The 22,376-nt window shown below is 64.1% G+C and carries 21 protein-coding genes; 12 read left to right on the top strand and 9 right to left on the bottom strand.

The features are described from left to right. Positions 1–29: 29 nt before the first annotated feature. The 3 genes from BLS48_RS30995 to BLS48_RS30985 all read right to left on the bottom strand — a co-directional run bounded on the left by BLS48_RS30995 (position 30) and on the right by BLS48_RS30985 (position 3,062). A complete protein-coding gene (locus BLS48_RS30995) occupies positions 30–1,403 on the bottom strand; it encodes a glutamate--cysteine ligase (RefSeq protein ID WP_091586041.1) in 1,374 nt (457 codons plus the stop codon). A 245-nt stretch (positions 1,404–1,648) separates the two neighbouring features. After that, complete coding sequence (locus tag BLS48_RS30990; RefSeq protein WP_091585994.1) at positions 1,649–2,383, bottom strand: 16S rRNA (uracil(1498)-N(3))-methyltransferase; 735 nt, start codon at positions 2,381–2,383, stop codon at positions 1,649–1,651. 31 nt (positions 2,384–2,414) lie between these two features. Beyond that, positions 2,415–3,062, bottom strand: a complete 648-nt coding sequence (locus BLS48_RS30985) for a hypothetical protein (protein ID WP_091585992.1) — start codon at positions 3,060–3,062, stop codon at positions 2,415–2,417. A gap of 87 nt (positions 3,063–3,149) precedes the next feature. On the opposite strand from BLS48_RS30985, the gene BLS48_RS30980 reads away from it, so the two are divergent. Next, positions 3,150–3,848: a type 1 glutamine amidotransferase gene (locus tag BLS48_RS30980; RefSeq protein ID WP_091585990.1), complete on the top strand. Its 699-nt coding sequence runs from the start codon at positions 3,150–3,152 to the stop codon at positions 3,846–3,848. Positions 3,849–4,141: 293 nt separating this feature from the next. Then, positions 4,142–4,273, top strand: coding sequence for a hypothetical protein (locus BLS48_RS36630; protein ID WP_256750304.1), 132 nt, complete (start codon positions 4,142–4,144; stop codon positions 4,271–4,273). A gap of 37 nt (positions 4,274–4,310) precedes the next feature. Here the strand turns inward: BLS48_RS36630 and BLS48_RS30970 are convergent, their stop codons facing one another. Genes BLS48_RS30970 through BLS48_RS30960 form a run of 3 tightly spaced genes read right to left on the bottom strand, consistent with a single transcriptional unit; the run spans position 4,311 to position 7,072 of the window. Next, entirely contained in the window at positions 4,311–5,078 is a 768-nt protein-coding gene (locus tag BLS48_RS30970; protein ID WP_091585986.1) for a metallophosphoesterase, read from the bottom strand. A 35-nt stretch (positions 5,079–5,113) separates the two neighbouring features. Continuing rightward, entirely contained in the window at positions 5,114–6,250 is a 1,137-nt protein-coding gene (locus BLS48_RS30965; RefSeq protein WP_091585984.1) for an alpha-hydroxy acid oxidase, read from the bottom strand. An 18-nt stretch (positions 6,251–6,268) separates the two neighbouring features. After that, a complete protein-coding gene (locus BLS48_RS30960; RefSeq protein WP_091585982.1) occupies positions 6,269–7,072 on the bottom strand; it encodes an FCD domain-containing protein in 804 nt (267 codons plus the stop codon). A 209-nt stretch (positions 7,073–7,281) separates the two neighbouring features. Between BLS48_RS30960 and BLS48_RS30955 the strand changes: the two genes are divergently transcribed. The 5 genes from BLS48_RS30955 to glcF all read left to right on the top strand — a co-directional run bounded on the left by BLS48_RS30955 (position 7,282) and on the right by glcF (position 13,739). Beyond that, positions 7,282–8,604, top strand: coding sequence for a DUF3422 family protein (locus BLS48_RS30955; protein ID WP_091585980.1), 1,323 nt, complete (start codon positions 7,282–7,284; stop codon positions 8,602–8,604). A 373-nt stretch (positions 8,605–8,977) separates the two neighbouring features. Further along, a complete protein-coding gene (locus BLS48_RS30950; protein WP_091586038.1) occupies positions 8,978–10,474 on the top strand; it encodes an FAD-linked oxidase C-terminal domain-containing protein in 1,497 nt (498 codons plus the stop codon). Between the two features lie 221 nt (positions 10,475–10,695). Then, positions 10,696–11,937: a glycolate oxidase subunit GlcE gene (glcE, locus tag BLS48_RS30940; RefSeq protein ID WP_091585978.1), complete on the top strand. Its 1,242-nt coding sequence runs from the start codon at positions 10,696–10,698 to the stop codon at positions 11,935–11,937. An 11-nt stretch (positions 11,938–11,948) separates the two neighbouring features. After that, positions 11,949–12,344 (top strand): DUF4870 family protein, encoded by a 396-nt coding sequence (locus tag BLS48_RS30935; RefSeq protein WP_091585976.1) that lies wholly within the window; start codon positions 11,949–11,951, stop codon positions 12,342–12,344. Positions 12,345–12,413: 69 nt separating this feature from the next. Continuing rightward, positions 12,414–13,739 carry a glycolate oxidase subunit GlcF gene (gene glcF, locus BLS48_RS30930; protein WP_091585975.1) on the top strand — a complete coding sequence of 442 codons (1,326 nt, stop codon included), beginning with the start codon at positions 12,414–12,416 and terminating at the stop codon, positions 13,737–13,739. Positions 13,740–13,754: 15 nt separating this feature from the next. Here glcF and BLS48_RS30925 read toward each other — a convergent pair whose 3' ends face one another. Then, positions 13,755–14,675, bottom strand: coding sequence for a bifunctional 5,10-methylenetetrahydrofolate dehydrogenase/5,10-methenyltetrahydrofolate cyclohydrolase (locus tag BLS48_RS30925; RefSeq protein ID WP_091585973.1), 921 nt, complete (start codon positions 14,673–14,675; stop codon positions 13,755–13,757). 272 nt (positions 14,676–14,947) lie between these two features. Next, on the bottom strand, positions 14,948–15,685 hold the full coding sequence (locus tag BLS48_RS30920) for a L,D-transpeptidase (RefSeq protein ID WP_091586034.1): 738 nt from the start codon (positions 15,683–15,685) through the stop codon (positions 14,948–14,950). A 215-nt stretch (positions 15,686–15,900) separates the two neighbouring features. On the opposite strand from BLS48_RS30920, the gene BLS48_RS30915 reads away from it, so the two are divergent. Beyond that, positions 15,901–16,539, top strand: coding sequence for a DNA-3-methyladenine glycosylase I (locus BLS48_RS30915; RefSeq protein ID WP_091586032.1), 639 nt, complete (start codon positions 15,901–15,903; stop codon positions 16,537–16,539). A 3-nt stretch (positions 16,540–16,542) separates the two neighbouring features. On the opposite strand, the gene BLS48_RS30910 is transcribed toward BLS48_RS30915, so the two are convergent. After that, positions 16,543–16,797 (bottom strand): hypothetical protein, encoded by a 255-nt coding sequence (locus BLS48_RS30910; RefSeq protein WP_091585971.1) that lies wholly within the window; start codon positions 16,795–16,797, stop codon positions 16,543–16,545. 257 nt (positions 16,798–17,054) lie between these two features. On the opposite strand from BLS48_RS30910, the gene hisS reads away from it, so the two are divergent. The 4 genes from hisS (at position 17,055) to BLS48_RS30890 (ending at position 22,249) form a co-directional block, all read left to right on the top strand. Next, positions 17,055–18,551, top strand: a complete 1,497-nt coding sequence (gene hisS, locus BLS48_RS30905) for a histidine--tRNA ligase (RefSeq protein ID WP_091585969.1) — start codon at positions 17,055–17,057, stop codon at positions 18,549–18,551. 12 nt (positions 18,552–18,563) lie between these two features. Then, positions 18,564–19,685, top strand: coding sequence for an ATP phosphoribosyltransferase regulatory subunit (locus BLS48_RS30900; RefSeq protein WP_091585967.1), 1,122 nt, complete (start codon positions 18,564–18,566; stop codon positions 19,683–19,685). Beyond that, complete coding sequence (gene hisG / locus BLS48_RS30895) at positions 19,682–20,380, top strand: ATP phosphoribosyltransferase (RefSeq protein ID WP_091585964.1); 699 nt, start codon at positions 19,682–19,684, stop codon at positions 20,378–20,380. Before BLS48_RS30900 ends, hisG begins: the two co-directional genes overlap by 4 nt. A gap of 96 nt (positions 20,381–20,476) precedes the next feature. Beyond that, a complete protein-coding gene (locus BLS48_RS30890; RefSeq protein WP_091585962.1) occupies positions 20,477–22,249 on the top strand; it encodes an AMP-binding protein in 1,773 nt (590 codons plus the stop codon). Positions 22,250–22,376 lie beyond the last annotated feature (127 nt).

The raw sequence follows: 22,376 nt of genomic DNA, 5'->3' as shown, positions 1-22,376 counted from the left end.
CGACTTTTGCCGCTCCTAAACGCGCAGGGTCAATAGGCGTATTCCATGAACACCGGCTCGATCGAGCCGCCCCAGCGCGTGTGATAGGCGGAGAGCAGTTCCTCGGCGCTGGTGGTGCCGCGCGCGACCACTTCGTCCAAAGTGTTGAGGAACGAGGTTTCGTCGTAGCCGTCGCGGTTCTTCTTGCCCCGGTTCTTCAGGCCCATGCGCGAGATGACCAGCACGTCACGCGCGATCTCGCGCAGCGTGGTGTTGCGGAAAGGCGCGGAAATGCCCTGTTCCGGCACTGCATTGCGCATTGCCAGCACCTCATCGTAAGCCCAGCTTGAGGTCAACGCCTCGGCGGCGTCGAGCGCTGCCTCGTCATAGAGCAGCCCGACCCAGAAGGCCGGCAGCGCGCAGATGCGCCGCCACGGCCCGCCGTCGGCGCCACGCATTTCCAGAAATCGCTTCAACCGCACGTCCGGAAACAGCGTCGACAAATGGTTCGCCCAATCGCCCATTGTCGGCAGCCCGTCCGGCACTTCGTTGCGCGCGGCACCGGCCATGAACTGACGGAAGGTGACGTGTGTCATGTCGTGATAGTGGCCGTCGCGAATGACGAAATACATCGGCACGTCGAGCGCCCATTCGACATAGTCGGCGAAGCCGAAATCGGGTGAGAAGCAGAATTCGAGCAGGCCCGAGCGCTGGTTGTCGGTGTCGCGCCAGATGTCGCCGCGCCAGCTTAGCAATCCGTTCGGGCGGCTCTCGGTGAAAGGCGAATTGGCGAAAAGTGCCGTCGACAGCGGCTGCAGCTTCAGCGACACCTGCATCTTGCGCCGCATGTCGGCCTCACTCTCGAAGTCGAGATTCACCTGGATAGTGCAGGTGCGGTACATCATGTCCAGGCCCTTGCTGCCGACCTTGGGCATGTAGCGCGTCATGATCTCGTAGCGCGACTTCGGCATTTTCGGCGTCTCGGCCAGCGACCATTTCGGGCTGCCGCCAAGGCCAAGAAAGCGGATGCCCATCGGTTCGGCGATCTCGCGCACTTGCGCCAGATGCGCATTGCCCTCGCGACAGGTCTGGTGGATCGTTTCCAGCGGCGCGCCGGACAATTCGAACTGGCCGCCGGGCTCCAGCGAAATCGCACCCTGGCCGGTGGGCTCGACCAGGCCGATGATGCGGCCGTCATCGATGATGGGATCCCAGCCGAGCTTTTCCTGCATGCCTTCGAGGATGGCGCGGATGCCGCGCTCGCCGCCATAGGGCACAGGCGCGTTGCCGTCGACATAGAACGGGAACTTCTCATGCTCGGTGCCGATGCGCCACTTGTCGCGCGGCTTGTTGCCTTCGGCCAGGTGCTCGACGAGTTCGTCGATGCCTTCGATGGGCCGGAAATCGGTTGTGTCGCGCGCCATGATCAAGCCCTCCGCACATGACCCCGAAAATCGGCTTTCGATTTCGGAAGGGATCATGTGCCCAATCAAAGTGCTACAGCGTTCTTTGCGCGTCCGAAAGGAGGCGCGGCGCTGCAGGACGGCCGGACGACCGCCGGCGCTAGATGGACGAAATGTCAGCAGACGATCAAGCGAAAAATCCTGAGCCACAGGTCAACAGGAATTGAACGCCACGGCCCGGTCCGTCCCTTGCAAGAGATGAAGTCTCACCAGTCTCCGATCGTTGCCTGGATCACAGCCAGTGCGGCCACCCCCGCCGTATCGGCGCGCAGGATGCGCGGTCCGAGCGGAATGGCTGTGACGAAGGGCAGCGCGCGCAGCATCTTGCGCTCGTCATCGGAGAAGCCGCCCTCCGGCCCGACCAGCAGGCCAAGCTTCTTCTCCTTCACCACCTTCAACGCGGGCAGCGGATTGTTGGTCGCTGCGTCCTCGTCGCAGAAGATCAGCCGCCGCTCTCTATCCCAGCCGGTCAGCAGGCGATCGAATTTTTCCGCTTCGCGCACGTCCGGCACCGCCAGGATGCCGCATTGCTCGGCGGCTTCGACGACATTGGCGCGCAGGCGATCGATGGAAGGTTTCGCCACTTGCGTGTGCTGTGTGACGACCGGTTGCAGGATGCCGGCGCCCATCTCGACCGCCTTCTGCACGAGATAGTCGAGCCGGCCCTGCTTCAGCGGCGCGAAACAATAGATGAGATCGGGCAATGGCGGCTGCGGCCGTTGCAGGGCCAGCACCTTCAGGCGCACCGCCCTCTTTGTTCTCGCTGATATGGCCGCCGACCATTCGCCATCGCGGCCGTTGAAGACAAGGATCTCGGCGCCTTCGCCGAGCCGCAGCACATGCATGAGATAATGGCTTTGCTGCTGCCCGGCATCGAACTCGACATCCGGTCCGAGATCGTCGGGCACGAACAGGCGTTGCATCTTGTAATTGGCGCGCATCGTCGAGGAATGAGCGAGCGGGCCGCCGGCGTCAAGCCTCGGCGGACGGATGCCACACGGGTCGAAAGCCTTGCCGCAGGACAGCGAGCGTCGTGGCCGGCGTCAGCAGCGAAAGCGTCCTGCCTTCGAGCAGGCCGAGATCAGCGGGTGGGCCATATCCGGCAAACGACCAGCAAAGGACCTTGCCGTCGCGCAGGGCATGAGCGTTAACGCCATCCGCAATCATCGCGCCGTCCGGCAGGCCCGGAAGCTCTTCGATGGCCACTATCGGCAATTTGCCAGCCGACGCCAGCCGCTCCTTGTGCAGCCGCTTGTCGACCTGCGGCGTGCGCGGCTCGGCAATGCCGAAGGCCTCGCCGAAACGCCGGACAAAGTCCTTGGCCCGTTCGCGCCGGCAGTAGAAGCAGGGGCGATGCCCGGCAGCCAGCGCCGTCACCTCGTCGAGGAAGAACAGTTCCGTCCAACCAGCCTTGCCTCCAGTCCGGTTGCGGCCCATCGGCTCGCGCCGCACGTCGCGGAATTGGCAAACGCAGATGATCCAGGCATGAAGCGCCCAGCGCTTTTTCAACAGCGTCTTGGTCTCGGGATCATGGATGATGCCGCGGTTGCCCATGAACAGGCCGCGCTCGGGCACGGCGTGCAGGGCGCCGAACGGATCGACCCGGTTCTGCAGTGGCATAGCTTTCTCCCCAAATGCGCATCTTGGCGGCAAGGCTGGCGGCATGATATCGCTCGTCGCATCATTTCATGTCAGCAGGGTTTTGCGATGCGGGTGCTGGTGGTCCAGAATTACGATAATACCGGCCTCGGTCAGCTCGGCGCCGCTCTTGCGGAAGCCGGCGCCGACCTCGATCTGCGCCTCCCTTACAGAGGCGATCCCCTGCCGGATGACGCGGCCGAACATGACGCCTTGGTGGTGCTCGGCGGCGGCCAGAATGCGCTGGCCGATGATGAATATCCCTATTTTCCGGCGCTGCTCGAACTGACCCGCGATTTCGCCGGCAAGGACCGCGCCGTGCTCGGTATCTGCCTCGGCAGCCAGCTCGTCGCCCGCGCCTTCGGCGGCGAGAACCGCATCGGCGCCGCGAACGAATTCGGCTGGCGCGGCGTGTCGCTGACGCCGGATGCCAAGGCCGATCCGGTGCTGGCGGAATTGCCGGAAGAATTCCCGATCTTCCAGTGGCACGACGACACCTTCGTGCTGCCTGAAAACGCCGTGCGGCTTGCCGGCAACGATGTCGCCGAGAATCAGGCGTTTCGCGTCGGCCGCGCCGTCTACGGCTTCCAGTTCCATTTCGAGGCCGATCGGCCGATGGTGCAGGACTGGAGTTCATCCTTCGCACCGACCATCGCCGCGCGCCACCCCGACTGGGCCGGCAAGCTCGATGGCGAAATGGCCCGCAACGGGCCTGACGCGGACGCTGCTGGGCTGGCCATTGCCCGCGCCTGGGTGGCGATGATCTGAGCGGTCGCCGCTACGCACCTGCCGCGTGACATAATTGGCACGCCGCGGTGAATCCGCTTGGGGAAAACGCTTTTCATCCTTGGCTTGCGGCCGCCCGCCATCCTAGAAGGCGCGCGCTCTGCATCGGCAGTGCAACCGCGATGAACCATTTGTGTGGCCCGTGCGACACACCACCGATACAGAACACACCTAGAAGCGCGAAATCGTCGAAACTTTGAAGCGAATTCTCCGTTTCAACGCATTGGTAACCGCCACGTGTACAGATGCAGAAAGCTCAACAAGAGATGACTTCCGTGAAAGCAGCGCTTCTGTCCTTTGCCATGCTGTCAGCCATTGTGCTGTGCGGTCTTGGTATCTATGCCGCCGACGCAGCCAGCAACCACAACGCCGTCGACGGTTACGGCGTCACCGCCTCACTTCGCTAAAAGCTGGAGCGTCTTTCGCGTCCTCGGACGCGGACGCTCATGCTTCCTTTATCGCCATTTCCAGGATGCGTTTGTCCGCGCCGTCGACGACGAGCGCGCTCAGCATGCCTGACTGCCATGCAAGCGTGTCGACATTGACGCGGTTGGCCATCACCTCGGCCTCCGGTACCGGCGTATGGCCGTGCACCACGATCTTCGGATAGAGGCCGGAATAATTGTGGAAGACGTCGCGGATCCAGACCAGATCCTGCGGGTTTTGCTTCTCTAGGGGAATGCCTGGCCTGATGCCGGCATGGCAGAAGAAGAAGTCGCCGAAAGTCACTGAGAACGGCAGCGACCGCAGGAAATCGACATGGCTTTGCGGCGCGGCCTCGATCAGGGCCGCGTGTCCCCGCCTCATCGTCTCCGCCTTGCCGAACCAACTGGCGTCGGCGGTCAGCGACACACCATAGGACAGCGCCGTCTGGACACCGCCATAGCGCATGAAAAGTCCTTCCGGATCCGGGGTTCCCAGAAATTCGAGAAAGCCGATGTCGTGGTTGCCGGCTAGCATCAAATGGCGCGGCTCGCGCTCTCGCGCCTCGATCAGAAAATCGATCACGCCCTTCGAGTCTGGTCCGCGGTCGACATAGTCGCCAAGATGAATGACGCGCCAGTCGGCAGGCCTATCCTGCTCGATTTCGGCCTTGATACGTTGATGCATGGCGGCCAGCAGGTCGAGCCGGCCATGCACGTCGCCAATCGCATAAAGACGCACGCCGTCCGGCCCACGCGCGTCGAGAAAATGAATGCCGGGTTCTGCCAACGTCTCGTTGTCTCCGTGGTCAGGCCGTCACGGACTTAGCGCCGGAGCTGGTCCTTGCCCATGTCGGTGACCAGACGTTTTCCGCACAGTGCCAGCGTGATGTCCATCTCCTTGCGGATGATTTCCAACGCCTTGGTAACCCCTTCCTTGCCAAGCGCGCCCAGGCCGTAAAGAAATGGCCGGCCGATATAGGTGCCCTTGGCGCCAAGGCAGAGCGCCTTCAGCACATCCTGGCCGGAGCGGATGCCGCCATCCATATGCACTTCGATGGTGTCGCCGACCGCATCGGCGATCTCTTCCAGCGCCATGATCGACGACGACGCGCCGTCTAGCTGGCGCCCGCCATGGTTGGAAACGATGATCGCATCGGCGCCGGTCTTCACCGCCATCAGCGCATCCTCCTTGTCGAGTATGCCTTTCAGGATCAGCTTGCCGCCCCAGCGCTCCTTGATCCAGGCGACATCGTTCCACGACAGATGCGGATCGAACTGCTCCGACGTCCACGATGCCAGCGAGGCCATGTCGCCGACGCCCTTGGCGTGGCCGACAATGTTGCGGAAGGTTCGCCGCTTTGTGCCGGCCATCGCTGCGCACCAGCGCGGGCGGATGGCCATGTCGACGATGTTCTTCAATGTCAGCCTGGGCGGCGCCGAAAGTCCGTTGCGGATGTCCTTGTGGCGCTGGCCGAGAATCTGCAGATCGAGCGTCAGCACCAGCGCCGAGCATTTTGCTGCCTTCGCCCTGTCGATCAGGTTGAACACGAAATCCTTGTCCCGCAACACATAGAGCTGGAACCAGAACGGCTTCGTCGTTGCCGAGGCGACGTCCTCGATCGAGCAGATGCTCATCGTCGACAGCGTGAACGGCACGCCGAATTCCTGCGCCGCCTGCGCCGCCAGCATCTCGCCATCGGCATGCTGCATGCCGGTCATGCCGGTTGGCGCCAGAGCCACCGGCATCGAGACCTTCTCGCCGATCATCGTCGAAGCCAGCGAACGGTTGTCCATGTCGACAAGAACGCGCTGCCGGAACTTGATCTTCTGGAAGTCCTCCTCGTTGGCCCGATAGGTGCTCTCGGTCCACGCGCCTGAATCGGCATAGTCGAAGAACATCTTCGGCACCCGACGGCGCGCGAGGTCCTTGAGGTCTGCGATGGTCAGGATTTGGCTCATGGGCTTTCCGTTTCGAATTTAGGAGCGTTTGCGTGCGGGTTCGGTATCGGTGGCGTCGACGCGCTGCTTCAGCCTGAGCCGTGACACGCGCTGCCAGTCGCCGCTGCGCTCCGCCTCGGCCATCGACCGCTCGACATAGATCATGTGGTCCATCGCTGCCTGCCGGGCGGCAGCCGGGTCGCCGGCCTTGACCGCTGCATGGATCGCCCGGTGCTGCGCAAGCAGGGCTTCGCGCGCGCCGGGCACGGTGAACACCAAGAGCCGGTTCTGGAACACGCCTTCCGACAGCAGCCGATAGCAGGAGCGCAGCGTGTGCAGGAGCAGGATATTGTGCGCGCACTCGCAGATCGCGTGATGGAACTCGACGTCGATTTCAGCTTCGTCGTCGAAATCGCCGGTGCGATGCGCCTCGTCCATGCGCGCCATGATGCGGTCGAGCAGCGCCAGATCGTCCGGGGTGGCACGCCGCGCCGCGTATTCGGCAGCGATGCCCTCGATCTCGCGGCGGTATTCCAGATAATCGGTCACCGCCTTGCGGTGCGTCGAGATCAGGTCCGCCACCGGTTTGCTGAACAGCTGGCCGATGATGTCGGCGACATGCGTGCCGCCGCCGGCCTTGGTCGTCAAAAGGCCGCGCCCTTCGAGCGCCTTTAGCGCATCGCGCAGGATTGGTCGCGACACGTCGAACTGGCGCGCAAGCTCGCGTTCGCCCGGCAACCGGTCGCCGGTGCGCAGGACGCCTTCGAGGATCAGGCTCTCGATCTGCTGCACCACCTCGTCGGCGGTGCGCGAATGCTCGATCCTGGAAAAAATGTCGCTCAACAGGGTGCCTGGAAGGTGAACCGGTGTCGCGCAGGATAAAGCCTGCGTCGCCAACTGGTCAAATTATTTATCCAATTGGTCGCAGCGGGTCGGTTTTGCCGCCCGGCGCCATATCATCTTCGGCTAAACTTTGCTGTTTGCGTCATCTGGCGATTGGCTCTAGAGGGACGCGATTGCAAGAGGGTTCACAGAAACCCGGGGGACAAGCCGTGTCAGACGACCCGTCCAATCTCGAGTTCCAGCCGCGCGCCAAGGGCAGCGTCATGGGTTTTCCCGCGCATGAGGGACGGCCCGGGGCGCTCGGCGAGGTCCATGCCCGGCCGCATCCGCTGATCGAAAAGCCGCGCGTCCTCGTGCAACTCGCCTTCATGACCGAGGGCGGCTCCGGCGTCGATCACGCGGTGCTTTCCGAACTGTCGCGACGCCTCGGCATCGCCGCGCCCGACCGCCAGGCCCGCCACCACGCCATGAAGTGGGGCAAGGGCTCGCTGCGCTGGGAACGGCATACGGAGTTCTCGACCTATCTATGGGAAGGGCCGCTCTCCGAGAGCGGCCGGATGCAGGAGGACTCGCCTTTCGGCAACGGGTTTTCCCCGCCGGGAACCGTCATCTCGGGCATCAGGCTCGAGATCCGCAAATGGACGCAGGCGAGTGAGCGATTGATCGCCGGCTTCGATCCGACCAGCCTGTGCTATTCGCTGGTCGAGCGCGGCAACGCCGCCATCGTCACCGACTTTCGCCAGGATGGCGACGGCATGACGCGCATGCTGGTGCTTGATCGCGGCCTGACGCCGGCGCGCACCGGGGCACTGTCGCAGCGGCTGATCGACATCGAAACCTACCGGACGCTGGCCATGCTCGGCCTGCCGCTGGCGCTGACCCTGTCCAGCCGCGCCCGCCGCATCGAGGACAGGCTGGCCCAGACCACGCTGGAGATGAAGGTCGCCGAAACCCGCGACAGCCAGACCTTGCTGGCCGATCTCACCGAGCTTGCCGCGGAACTGGAAGCCGACGCGGCGTCGAGCCTCTACCGTTTCGGCGCCAGCCGCGCCTATGACGGCATCGTCGGCGAGCGGCTGGAAGCACTCGAGGAAGAAGCCGTGCCGGGCTATGACACCTGGGGTGGGTTCCTGCAGCGCCGCGTCGCGCCAGCGATGCGCACCTGCCGATCGGTCGAGGAGCGGCAGGCCAACCTGTCGCGCAAGCTGACCCGCGCCACCACGCTGCTGCGCACCTGGGTCGATGTCGAGGTCGAGAAGCAGAACCGCGACCTGCTCGCCTCGATGAACAACCGCGCGCGCCTGCAACTGCGCCTGCAGCAGACCGTCGAAGGTCTCTCGGTCGCCGCCGTCTCCTATTATGTGGTCGGCCTCATCGGCTATATCGCCAAGGGCGCCTCGATCTTCGGCCATGCCTTCGCGCCCGAGGTCGTCACCGCCGCTTCGGTGCCGATCGCCATCCTGCTGGTCTGGTGGGGCGTGCGCCGCGTGCGCCGGATGCATTCCGAGCCCGGCAAACTGGCGGGCGAATAGCTACCGCTTTACCCTGCCCCCTTGTGGGGGTGAGAAGCGGTCCGCGTGGCGGACGAAAAGCCAATTGCTTGGCTTTTCGAGCTTCGAACGCTCTGAGCCTGCGAAGGGCCGGCGATGACATCTGCTCTGCCGGGTCCCCGCTGCTACGCAGCGCCCCGGCGTTCACCGACCTTTCATCGTGCCACCGGCACGATGAATTCGCTGCGCGAACCGGCGGCTCACCCCCACAGAGGGAGGATAAAGCACAGCGGCAGATTGCCGCTGCGGAAGCTTGTCCCGGCCTTGACGTTGGAGTCTCCACCAAAGCAGGATTTGCAACGAACGCGCTTCACTGGTAAAAGATTTTGACCAGTTGTTCGAAACGAGGCTGCTGATGTCCGGCTTGGCCATGCCGAAACCAGACGACGCCACGATGCGCCGGCGCGACGAGATCGTCGCCGACATGCGCATCATCGTTCCGGGTGAAGGCGTCGTCGACGCGACCAATCAGATGCGCGCCTTCGAGAGCGACGGGCTGACGGCCTACCGGCAATTGCCACTTGTCGTGGTCTTGCCCGAAACGGTGGCGCAGGTTTCCCGCGTGCTGAAATACTGCAACGACCGCAACATCCGTGTCGTGCCGCGCGGTTCCGGCACTTCGCTGTCGGGTGGCGCGTTGCCGCTCGAGGACGCGGTGCTGCTGGTCATGAGCCGCTTCAATCGTATCCTCGAGATCGATTTCCCCAACCGCATCGTCGTCGCCCAGCCGGGCGTCACCAATCTCGGCATCACCACCGCCGTCGAGCAGGAGGGCTTTTACTACGCCCCCGATCCATCCTCCCAGATCGCCTGCTCGATCGGCGGCAACGTCGCGGAAAATTCCGGCGGCGTGCACTGCCTGAAATACGGCCTCACCGCCAACAACGTGCTCGGTATCGAGATGGTGCTGATGAACGGCGAGGTGGTGCGGCTCGGCGGCAGTCACCTCGACGCCGAAGGCTACGACCTGCTCGGCGTCATGACCGGCTCAGAAGGCCTGCTCGGCGTCGTCACCGAGGTCACCGTGCGCATCCTCAAGAAGCCGGAGACGGCGCGTGCCCTGCTGATCGGCTTTCCGACCAGCGAGCAGGGCGGCCAATGCGTCGCCGACATCATCGGCGCCGGCATCATCCCGGGCGGTATGGAAATGATGGACCGGCCGGCGATCCACGCGGCGGAAGATTTCGTCCATGCCGGCTATCCGCTCGATGTCGAGGCGCTGCTGATCGTCGAACTCGACGGGCCGGGCGTCGAAGTCGATCATCTCATCACCGCCGTCGAGGCGATCGCCATCCGCAACGGTTCGACTACCTGCCGGATCTCGCAGTCCGAACAGGAGCGGCTGAGCTTCTGGGCCGGCCGCAAGGCGGCTTTCCCTGCCGTCGGCCGCATATCGCCCGACTATTACTGCATGGACGGCACCATTCCACGCAAGGAACTGCCGCGCGTGCTCGCCGGCATGCGCGAACTGTCTGAGAAATATGGTCTCGGCGTCGCCAATGTCTTTCATGCCGGCGACGGCAATCTGCACCCGCTGATCCTCTACGACGCCAACGTGCCGGGCGAACTCGACAAGGCCGAAAGCTTCGGCGCCGACATCCTGCGCCTCTGCGTCAAGGTCGGCGGTGTGCTCACCGGCGAACACGGGGTGGGCGTTGAAAAGCGCGACCTGATGCCGGAGATGTTCAACCAGATCGACCTCGACCAGCAGATGCGTGTCAAATGCGCCTTCGATCCGAACCATCTGCTCAACCCGGGCAAGGTGTTCCCGCAGCTTCGCCGCTGCGCCGAACTCGGTCGCATGCACATTTCCGGCGGCAAGCTGCCATTTCCGGACATTCCGAGGTTTTGAGTGGACATGTCGGCGCCTGAACACCCCCCTCTGTCCTGCCGGACATCTCCCCCGCAAGGGGGGAGATTGGCCGGCCGCAATGTCGGCGCTTCTTTCTCCAACGGGATTGGCGAAGGCTGTCATGAAAGCGTGATCTCCCCCCTTGCGGGGGAGATGTCCGGTAGGTCAGAGGGGGGGAAGGATCGCGGCATCTCCGCAATTGCGATTGGCGACCCTACCACATGACCACCTTCACCCCGACCACCTCGGACGAAGTCCTGTCCACCGTCGCCTGGGCCGTGGCGGAAGAATCGCCGCTGGAAATCCTGGGCCACGGCTCCAAGCGCGGCATCGGTCGGCCGCTGCAGACCGAACACACGCTCGACCTGTCGAAGCTCACCGGCGTCACGCTCTATGAACCCGCCGAACTGGTGCTATCGGCAAAGGCCGGCACGCCGTTGGCCGAGATCGAAAAGCTACTGGCGGAAAACGGTCAGCAACTGGCCTTCGAGCCAATGGACTACGGCCCGCTGCTCGGTGGCGAACCGGGGAGGGGCACCATCGGCGGCGTGCTTGCCGCGAACCTTTCCGGCCCGCGGCGGCTGAAGGCGGGTGCTGCGCGCGACCATATCCTCGGCATCAATGTGGTGTCCGGACGTGGCGAGGCTTTCAAGTCCGGCGGCCGCGTGGTCAAGAACGTCACCGGCTATGACATGTCGAAGCTGATGGCCAACAGCTGGGGCACGCTGGCCGTGTTCACCGACGTCACCTTCAAGGTGTTGCCCGCCGCCAAGACCGAAGTCACGCTCGCCATGCGTGGCCTGCTCGACGATGCGGCTGCCACTGCCATGGCGCTGGCGCTCGGCTCCAGCGCGGAAGTGTCGAGTGCCGCCCATCTGCCGGAGCGCATCGCCGCGCGTGTCGCCGGCGGCACGCTCGGCAGCGACGCGGCCACGCTGCTGCGCGTCGAAGGCTTTGGCCCCTCGGTCGCCTACCGTATCGCCGCGCTGAAAACGCTGTTCGCCAATGCCGGTCCACTGCAGGAGATTTCCGGCGAAGCCTCACGGCTGATCTGGCGCGATGTGCGCGATATCAGGCCTTTCGCCGACGGCAGCGAGAAGCCGGTCTGGCGCGTGTCGATGACGCCGTCCCAGGGCCACCAGATGGTGTTGACCCTGCGCATGCAGGCTGCCGTCAGCGCCTTCTACGACTGGCAAGGCGGGTTGGTGTGGCTGCGTATGGAAGAGGGTGATCCGGAAGCCGCACTGCTGCGCGGGCTGTTGCGGAAACATGGCGGCGGCCATGCGACGCTGGTGCGTGCCGCACCCGCCCATCGCGCCGCCGTGCCGGTGTTCGAGCCGCAGGCGCCGCAACTGGCTGCGTTGTCGGCCAGGCTCAAGGCCGAGTTCGATCCCAAGGCCATTCTCAACCCCGGACGCATGGCGCCGGGCGCAGGCTCTGCTACTCTCGGCATCGCAACCTAGGGAGCGACACAATGAGCGACATCAATTCCGGCCAGAACGACAAGCCCGCACCGCGCCAGACCGACCGCTGGCTGGAACCGGGGCCGACCAATGCGCTGGTCATCTACATCCTCTATCTCGCCGGCCTCGTCATCGGCATCAGCGGCCTTGTCGGCATCGTGCTGGCCTATGTCAACCGTGGCAAGGCCGGCGGCTTCGTCGAGAGCCACTACACATTCCTGATCCGTACCTTCTGGATCGGCCTGCTCTATGCACTGATCTCGGCGGTGCTGATCTTCGTGGTGATCGGCTTCCTGCTGATGTTTGCCGTCGCCGTCTGGTTCATCGCCCGCTGCATCCTCGGCCTTCAGGCGCTGCAACGCGGCGAGCCGGTCAAGAACCCGGAAAGCTGGTTCCTCGGACTTTAGAGCATGATCCCGAAAAGTGGGGACCGGTTTTCGGAAAAGATCATGCTCGGACAGTAAGGAATTTTTCTAGTGCAGACCAATTTTTCGCTTGCCCAGCTTGCCGATCCGCACGTCGCGGAATCGGAAAAGATCCTGCGCAAATGCGTGCATTGCGGCTTCTGCACCGCCACCTGCCCGACCTATGTAACTTTAGGCAACGAGCTCGATTCACCGCGCGGGCGCATCTACCTGATCAAGGACATGCTGGAGAACGGCCGTCCGGCCGACAAGGAGATCGTCACCCATATCGACCGCTGCCTGTCGTGCCTTGCCTGCATGACCACCTGCCCGTCGGGCGTCAATTACATGCATCTGGTCGACCATGCCCGCGCTCATATCCAGGAGACTTACAAGCGGCCGCTGCTTGACCGCCTGACCCGCGCCATGCTGGCCTTCGTCCTGCCCTATCCCCAGCGCTTTCGCGCCGCGCTCAGGCTGGCGAAGCTCGGCAAGCCGTTCATTGGGCTGTTCGAAAAGATCCCGGCGCTGAAGCCGTTCGGCGCAATGCTGAAGCTCGCGCCGGCATCGGTCCCCACGGCCTCACCGATGGCCTCGCCGGGCATCCATGCCGGGCAGGGGACTAGGAAGGGTCGTGTCGCCATCCTCACCGGCTGCGCGCAATCGGTGCTTGATCCCGCCATCAATGAGACGACGATTTCGCTGCTGACGCGGCTCGGCGTTGAGGTCGTGGTGCCGCCGGGCGAGGGCTGCTGCGGCGCGCTGGTCCATCATATGGGTCGCGAAGAGGCCGCCCTTGCTTCGGCCAGGCAAAATGTCGACGCCTGGACGCGAGCCGTCGAACAAGGCGGGCTCGATGCCATCGTCATCACCGCGTCCGGCTGCGGTACGACGATCAAGGACTATGGCTTCATGCTGCGCCTCGATCCGGCCTATGCCGACAAGGCCACGCGCGTCTCGGCGCTGGCCAAGGACATCACCGAATATCTCTCAGGCATCGATCTGCCGGAGCCGGTGCGCAAGCCGGGCACGGTGGTCGCCTATCACTCGGCCTGCTCGATGCAGCACGGCCAGAAGATCACCCGCGAGCCGAAGGAGTTGCTGGCCAAGGCCGGTTTCGTGGTGCGCGAGCCGCGCGAGGGCCATCTGTGCTGTGGTTCGGCCGGCACCTACAACATCCTGCAATCCGAGATTTCGGCCAAGCTGCGTGATCGCAAGGTCCGAAATATCGAGGCAACGGGCGCTGCAATCGTCGCCACCGGCAATATCGGCTGCATCACGCAGATCGCTTCCGCCGCCAGGATGCCGGTGGTGCACACTGTAAGGCTGCTCGATTGGGCCTATGGCGGGCCAAAGCCGGAAGGCGTTGTGGGTGAGAGCCTGATCGCCGCGGAGTAGGGCTTGTCGCGGCGCTTACTCTGCCGCGAGCCTGTGCGCCGTGCCGTAGGTCGCTTCGTAAAGCGCACGCTGCCGGCTGAGCGCCACCATCGTATTGCGCAGCAGGATCGCGACAGTGATCGGGCCGACACCGCCCGGCACCGGCGTGATCCAGGAGGCGACGTCCTTGACGCTCTCGGCATCGACATCGCCGACGATACGGCTCACCCCGTCAGACCCAATCTCGGAATTGATCCCGATGTCGATGACGGCCGCACCGGGTTTCACCATATCGGCCTTGATCAGCCGCGGCTTGCCGACCGCGACGAACAGCGCGTCGGCGCGGCGCGCATGGGCGGCGACCGACCGCGTCATGTGATGGCAGACCGTCACTGTCGCGCCTTCGCTCATCAACAGGAAGGCGATTGGCTTGCCCACGATTTCCGAATGACCGACGATGACGACTTCCAGCCCCTTGAGGTCGAGGCCGGTCTCCTTCAGCAGTTCGACCGAGGCGGCCGCCGTGCAGGGGGCGAGGTCGAGCTGGTTGTAGACGATGTTGCCGATCGAAGCCGGATGCATGCCTTCGACATCCTTGAGCGGGTGCACGGCAGCCTGCAGCGTCCTGATCGGGATATGCGCCGGCACTGGCCGCTGGATGATGATGCCGGTGACGCGCGGATCGGCGTTCAGGCCGTGGATCGCCGCTTCCAACTCGCCTGACGTGATGGTGGCGGGAAAGCGCCGCTCCTCGAAATCGATGCCGGCGAGCTCGGCCTTGGCACGCTGGTTGCGCACATAGACATCCACCGCCGCCGTGTCGCCGACGGTGATCGAGATCAGCTTGGGCGGAAATCCTTCGGCCTTGGCAATCGCCGCATCCTCGCGCACGGCTGCGATGATGCGCTGGGCGACCGGGCCGCCTCTGAGATAACGGCTGTCATCGGACAAGGGCATGGATGAACTCTCTCGATGGAACTTGCGCCGAGATAGCAAAAGAATACAGCGAAGGGCAGCACGAAAGCGAACCGCTATGCCCGTTGCGCGACGTGCGGTCGAGGTTTAGTCCCGACACCAGGCCGCGTCTTGCTCGAAAACGGAAAGGGCAGCGCGGTTTCCCGTGCTGCCCTTCCTGACTGACCGCATCCCCATACGGCCCGTCCCCCGTTGTCTCTGGTCTGGCCTGGAAAAGCTGGTTGCTTTGCCGGCCAAGTGATTCGCGTCAGAAACTATATCACCTCGACCGTGGTTCCGACATCGACCCGTTCATAGAGATCGACGACGTCCTCGTTGCGCATGCGGATGCAACCCGACGACACCGCGCCACCGATTGTCCACGGCTGGTTGGTGCCGTGGATGCGGTATTCCGTCGTGCCGAGATAGAGCGCGCGTGCGCCGAGCGGGTTCTCCATGCCGCCGGCCAGATAGGTCGGCAGGTAGCGCCCCTTGGCGGCCTCGCGCTTGATCATTTCCGCCGGCGGGCGCCAGTCCGGCCAGACGCGCTTGTTGGTGATCTTGTGGGTACCCGACCATTCAAAGCCCGGTTTGCCGGTGCCGACGCCATAACGCCGTGCCTTGCCGTTCTTCTCGATCAGAAACAGGAAATTCTGCGTGGTATCGATGACGATCGTGCCCGGCTTCTGCGGACCGTCATAGGCGACTTCCTGCGGCAGGTAGATCGGATTGATCTGCGGGCGCATGACCATGCGCTTGGCTGGCGCCTGCACGGCCGCCGTCTGCACACGATCGGGTTGCACATAGCGAGGGCGCGGCTGTTGCTGCACGGACTGGCGGTTTTGCCGGACGATGCCGGGCGCATGGCCAAGCTGCAGCACCCAGGGCGCGGAAAGGTCGGGGCTCACCATCACCGGCGGCCGGTCGGCATAGCGGTCACCGGCAGCGGAGGGCGTGGCGCCGGCGGCAAACGCAGCCACGGCGCCGAACAAGGGAAACAGAACTCTCTTCATCTGGAACGCACCTTGATCGTCGAACACAAACGGGTGGAAACGTCCTCCCGGTTCGGCGATCATTGGCGTGGAAGCAGCAACCGAAACATGAATCGGAATGCGTAAAATGCAGGACTGTCAGTAAACCTTTTGGTGTGGTTACCGCCAGGTTCAGGAATCTGGTAAAGCCGCGGTAAATGCAGCGCAAAGGCGCGTTAACGAACGGATTTGTCGCCATGGAAAAAGAAAACACCGGCCTGCTTGCCGGCCCCGACGGTGTCGCGCGCTGCTTCTGGCACGGCAACCTGCCTGACTATCTGCATTACCACGACCATGAATGGGGCCGGCCGGTGGCGAATGACCGCAGGCTGTTCGAGAAGATATGCCTCGAAGGCTTTCAGTCGGGCCTGTCGTGGCTGACCATCCTGCGCAAGCGGGAGAATTTTCGCCAGGCCTTCGCCAATTTCGAGTTCGACAAGGTCGCCGCCTTCACCGACACGGATGTCGAACGCCTGCTTGGCAATGCCGGCATCATCCGCCACCGCGGCAAGATCGTCTCGACCATCAACAACGCCAAGCGCGCCCGCGAGATGGCCGATGAATTCGGCTCGCTGGCCGCCTGGTTCTGGAAGTTCGAACCCGGCAAGAACGAACGACCCGAGATCGTCGACCTCGCCCATCTGCGCGCCAACCCGACCACAGCGGTCTCGGTCCGGATTTCGAAGGAACTGAAGAAGCGCGGCTGGAGCTTTGTCGGCCCGACCACGGTCTATGCCTTCATGCAGGCGATGGGCCTGGTCAACGATCATCTCGAGGGCTGCGCCTGCCGCAGGCAAGTCGAGAAGGAGCGGAAGGCTTTCAAACGGCCGAAGTAGGGCTCAGGTACCGTTGGCGCCGGCCAGGAAGAGCCCCGCGACGATCGCCGCCACCGTGGCAAGCGCAGGGTAGATCACCAGCAGGCCGGTCATCAACGCGTCGCGCATCGTAGGTCCCTTGCCGTCCTTGGCCGCTACCTCGAACGGGCCCGCGACCTGGCTGACCATTTTCGGCGCATGACTGTCGGCGGGGCGCAGGCGTACGGGCAGGTTGCCGGCGCTGCCTTCGATGGCACGAAATCTTGCAGCCGTTGTCATGTCCCGAACCCCTTCGCTTCGGTGCGCTTTATCGGCGGCGATTGTGTCGGCACAATGCCGCGCTCATGGCGGGATTGTTTCATTTTTGGTGCGTTTTTGTTTCAGATGAGGTTGGAGCGAAGGTGGATGCTCGCGCTCATCCTGTCGCCAAAGGCCGATACGGTGCGCCTCATCGGCCTTGCCGCTCCCTGCGGCATCGGTTAGGACACGCGCACTCGAAACAAGTCCGCAATTACCCAACAAAAAGACCCCAACTCATGGCCGACAAATCGGAAAAGACGAAAGCGCGACTGCCGCGCGGTTTTGCCGACCGCAGCGCCGAGGACATCCGCGCCGTCGAGAAGATGATGGCGACGATCCGCTCGGTCTATGAGCTTTATGGTTTCGAACCGGCCGACCAGCCGCTGATCGAATACACCGATGCACTGGGCAAGTTCCTGCCTGACCAGGATCGGCCGAACGAAGGCGTGTTCTCGTTCCAGGACGATGACGACCAGTGGCTGTCGCTGCGCTATGACCTGACCGCGCCGACGGCGCGCTTCGTCGCCGAGAACTACGAGCGCCTGCCCAAGCCCTATCGCAGCTATCGCTCCGGCTGGGTGTTCCGCAATGAGAAGCCCGGCCCGGGCCGTTTCCGCCAGTTCATGCAGTTCGATGCCGACACGATCGGCACGCCGGGCGTGGCGGCCGATGCGGAGATGGCGATGATGATGGCCGACGTGATGGAAGCGCTCGGCATCAAACGAGGTGACTACGTCATCCGTGTCAACAACCGCAAGGTGCTGGACGGCGTGCTCGAAGCGATCGGCCTTGGCGGTGACGAAAATGCCGGCCGCCGGCTGACGGTGCTGCGGGCAATCGACAAACTGGACAAGCTCGGCCCGGAAGGCGTGAGACTTTTGCTGGGACCGGGGCGCTGGGATGGCGGCAAGGAAGGCGAAGGCGACTTCGCCAAGGGCGCCGGGCTGAATGACACGCAGGCCGAGGCGGTTCTTCTCGCGACGGCGAGGAATGAGCAGGCCGGCCAGGATTCCAATGTCAGTGCGAACGCGGTCTTCCAGGAAGGCGTTGGCGAACTCTCGATGATCGAAGCCCTGGTCAGGGCGGCGGGCTACGGCGAAGACCGTATTGCCATGGACCGCTCCGTCGTGCGCGGCCTCGAATACTACACCGGCCCCGTCTTCGAGGCCGAGCTGCTGGCTGAAATCCCCAATGAGGATGGCCAGATCGTCCGCTTCGGTTCGGTCGGCGGCGGTGGCCGTTATGATGGTCTCGTCTCGCGCTTCCGTGGCGAGCCCGTCCCGGCGACCGGTTTCTCCATTGGCGTTTCCCGGCTGATGACCGCGCTGAAGAATCTCGGCAAGCTCGACGCCTCGGACGTGATCGCGCCTGTCGTCGTGCTGGTGATGGACAAGGACACCGACAGCCTCGGCCGCTACCAGAAGATGGTCAGTGACCTGCGTGCCGCCGGCATCCGCTCCGAAATGTATCTTGGCGGCGCTGGCATGAAGGCGCAGCTCAAATATGCCGACCGGCGCGGCTGCCCCGTAGCCGTCATCCAGGGCGGCGACGAGCGCGCCAAGGGCGAACTGCAGATCAAGGACCTGATCGAAGGCGCGCGCATGTCCGCCGAGATCACCGGCAATGCCGAATGGCGCGCCGCGCGCCCGGCGCAGGTGACGGTGGCGGAAAGCGAACTGGTCGCCGCGGTGAAGAAGATCCTGGCGGCGCAGGCCGCTGATCGCGCGAAGTAAGAAGCGCGGCCAGTGACCTCCCGCTATCCCGCCATATCAGCCGACATCACCAACCTCTTCGCGGCGCGCAACACGCATGCGGTCGAGGTCGCCGTGCTGCAGCCGGCCGACCCGTTCCTCGACATGGCCGGCGAGGATCTGCGCCGCCGTATTTTCCTCACCGAAAGCGAGACCGGGCAGACGTTGTGCCTGCGCCCCGAATTCACCATTCCGGTCTGCCTTGACCACATTCGTTCGCAGGCCGGCACGCCGCGCCGCTATTCCTATCTCGGCGAAGTGTTTCGCCAGCGCCGCGATGGCGGCAACGAGTTCTTCCAGGCCGGCATCGAGGATCTCGGCGACCGCGACACCGCTGAGGCCGATGCTCGCTCGATCGCCGACGCACACGCGCTGCTTGCCCTCGTGCTGCCGGGCCAGGCATTGGCGATAACGCTCGGTGACCAGACCATTTTCGAGGCCGTGCTGGCCGCCCTTGGGCTTCCGCGCGGCTGGCGCATGCGTCTTGCCCGCGCTTTCGGCTCGGCGCCGATGCTGGAGGCGGCGCTCGCAGATCTCGCCAATCCGCCGCGCAACGGCCAGCTCTCCGGCCCGGTCGCCGCCCTTGTCCTCGACGGCGATCTGGAAGGTTTGTCCGTGCACATCGCCAGCGGCATGGAAGAGGCGGGCCTGTCGGCATCCGCCGGACGCTCGCCGGCCGACATCGCGCGGCGGTTGATCGAGAAAGCCGAACTGCGTAGCGTGCGGCTGTCCGACGAGGCATTCGCGGCGCTGAAGGGTTTCCTGGCGATCGACGTGCCGCTTGACGCCGCCGCCCAGGTGTTGGATTTCTTCGCCACGGGAGCCGGACTTTCCCTGGCTCCTGCACTGGAGAAATTCGCGGCCCGCGCCAGGGCGATCGAGGCGCATGGCCTGCCGGCGCAGAGAATCCGCTACGATGCCGCCTTCGGCCGTCCGCTCGACTACTACACCGGCCTGGTCTTCGAAATCGCGGCGCAAAGCGGCGACCGGCCCTTGGCCGGTGGCGGCCGCTATGACCGGTTGCTGACCTTGCTCGGCGCGAAGACGCCGATCCCCGGCGTCGGCTTTTCCGTCTGGCTCGACCGCATCGATGCGCTGCGGGAGGCGGGGCAATGATCACACTGGCGATTCCGTCGAAAGGCCGCCTCAAGGAGCAGGCGCTGGACGTTCTGGCCACAGCCGGCCTCGCCGTCAGCCTGCCCGGCGACGAGCGCAAGTATCGCGCCCGCATCGAAGGCGCGGAAAGTATCGAGGTGGCGTTCCTGTCGGCTTCCGAGATTGCCGGCGAGATCGGCAAGGGGGCAATCGATCTCGGCATCACCGGCGAGGATCTGGTGCGTGAGAATCTCGCCGACTGGGAGACCCGCGCCGAAATCGTCGCCCGTCTCGGCTTCGGCACCGCCGATGTCGTGGTGGCGGTGCCTGACATCTGGCTTGACGTCGACACCATGGCCGATCTTGATGACGTCGCCGCCGATTTCCGCCAGCGCCATGGCAGGCGGCTGCGCATCGCCACCAAATACTGGCGGCTGACCCAGCAATTCTTCTCGCAGAAACATGGCATCCAGGTCTATCGCATCGTCGAAAGCCTCGGCGCCACCGAAGGGGCACCGGCAGCCGGGCTCGCCGATGTCATCGTCGACATCACCACCACCGGCTCGACCCTGCGCGCCAATCATCTCAAGGTGTTGGGCGATGGTGTGGTGTTGAAGTCGCAGGCTTGCCTGGTGGCGTCGAAGAAGACGCGTGCGGCGGCTGACGAGGCTCTGTTGCGCGACATCGCCAAGAAAATGGCTTCGGTAGCCGGATAGCGGCAAAGGGGGCCTTCCTGCCTCCACGACCATCGACGGATTTCCACTGCCCCGCCGGGCTGATAGACTCCGGCCTGTCTTGGGAGGACAAAAGCCATGCCGGTCAATCTCGACGAGCTGAAGAACGCCACCAACCTGCGCGGACGTGGAGCGCGCGGTGGTAGCACCTTCTTGGCACCCGTCGACGGCAAGGCGCATGTCTCGGGCGAGCGCGCCGTGCCGCTGCTCGACAAGACGATTCCCGCGCTGTTTTCCGACACCGCCAGCAAATACGCCACGCAGGATGCCGCTGTTTTCGTCGGCCAGGACAAGCGCTTCACCTGGGGCGAGCTGTCGGACACGGTGGACGCGTTGGCAGCCGGCTTCTTGGCGCTTGGCCTCGGAAAGGGCGATCGCGTCGGCATCTGGTCGCCCAACCGTTGGGAATGGCTGGTGACGCAGTTCGCCACCGCGCGCATCGGCCTCATCCTGGTCAACATCAACCCTGCCTACCGGCTGACCGAGCTCGAATATGCGCTGAACAAGGTCGGCTGCAAGGCGCTGGTCACGGCAGCCAAATTCAAGACCTCCGACTATCTCGGCATGATCGAGACGCTGGCGCCGGAGATCGCCACGGCGACAGCGGGCAAGCTCAAGGCAACGAAATTGCCGGCGCTCAGGATCGTCATCCGCATGGGAGAGGACAACTCGCCCGGCATGTTCAATTTCGCCGACGTGCTGGCCATGGCTGGGCGCGACGAGCATGACAGCCTCGACCGCATTTCCGAAGGGCTCAAACCCGGCGACGCGATCAACATCCAGTTCACGTCGGGCACCACGGGGGCACCCAAGGGCGCGACGCTGACCCACCACAACATCGTCAACAATGGCAATTTCGTCACCTCGGCGATCCGGCTCACCGTCGACGACCGGCTCTGCATTCCGGTGCCGCTCTATCACTGCTTCGGCATGTCGATGGGCACGATGGGCTGCGTGTCGAAAGGCGCGACCATGGTTTTCCCGGGCGAGGGGTTCGACCCCGGCGCCACGCTGAAGGCGGTGGCCGCGGAGCACTGCACCGGGCTCTATGGCGTACCGACCATGTTTGTCGCCCTGCTCGATCATCCGGATTTCAGCAGCTTTGATCTCTCCAGCCTGCGCACCGGCATCATGGCCGGCTCGCCGTGCCCGATCGAGGTGATGAAGAAGGTGATCTCGCTGATGCACATGCAGGAGGTGACCATCGCCTATGGCATGACAGAGACCAGCCCGGTCTCGTTCCAGAGCAGCGTCGACGACCCACTGGAGAAACGCGTCTCGACCGTCGGGCGCATCCACCCTCATGTCGAGGTCAAGGCGGTTGATGCCGATGGCGCCACCGTCGCCGTCGGCGCGCCGGGCGAACTGTGCACGCGCGGCTATTCAGTGATGAAGGGCTATTGGGACGACGACGACAAGACCCGCGAGGCCATCGACACTGACGGCTGGATGCACACCGGTGACCTCGCCACCATCGATGCCGAGGGCTATTGCAACATCGTCGGCCGGGTCAAGGACATGGTCATCCGGGGCGGCGAAAACGTCTATCCGCGCGAGGTCGAGGAATTCCTCTACCGCCATCCCAAGATCAAGGAAGTGCAGGTGTTCGGCATTCCCGACCCCAAATATGGCGAAGAGCTATGCGCCTGGATCGTGCTCAAGCCCGGCCAGATCGCCACCGAGCAGGAGGTCAAGGCCTTCTGCGCCGGCCAGATCGCCCACTACAAGGTCCCGCGCTACATCCGCTTCCGCACCGAATTGCCGATGACGGTGACCGGCAAACCGCAGAAGTTTTTGATGCGCAATGCGATGGTGGAAGAGTTGGGGTTGGTGACGCAGAAGACGGCGTGAGGGGATAGGTTGCGGATTGTTCGCTTTGCGCCGATATTGTTGAAAAAGCCGGCCGCGTCTCGGCCACGACATCGACTGATGCTAGGTCGTGAGCAAACGCCTTCCGCCTCATGCCGGTTTCGGCATC

The sequence above is a fragment of the Mesorhizobium qingshengii genome (genome assembly GCF_900103325.1).
GTDB lineage: Bacteria > Pseudomonadota > Alphaproteobacteria > Rhizobiales > Rhizobiaceae > Mesorhizobium > Mesorhizobium qingshengii.
The sequence above is the reverse complement of the archived record's forward strand: the minus strand, read 5'-3'. Positions and strand labels throughout refer to the sequence as shown.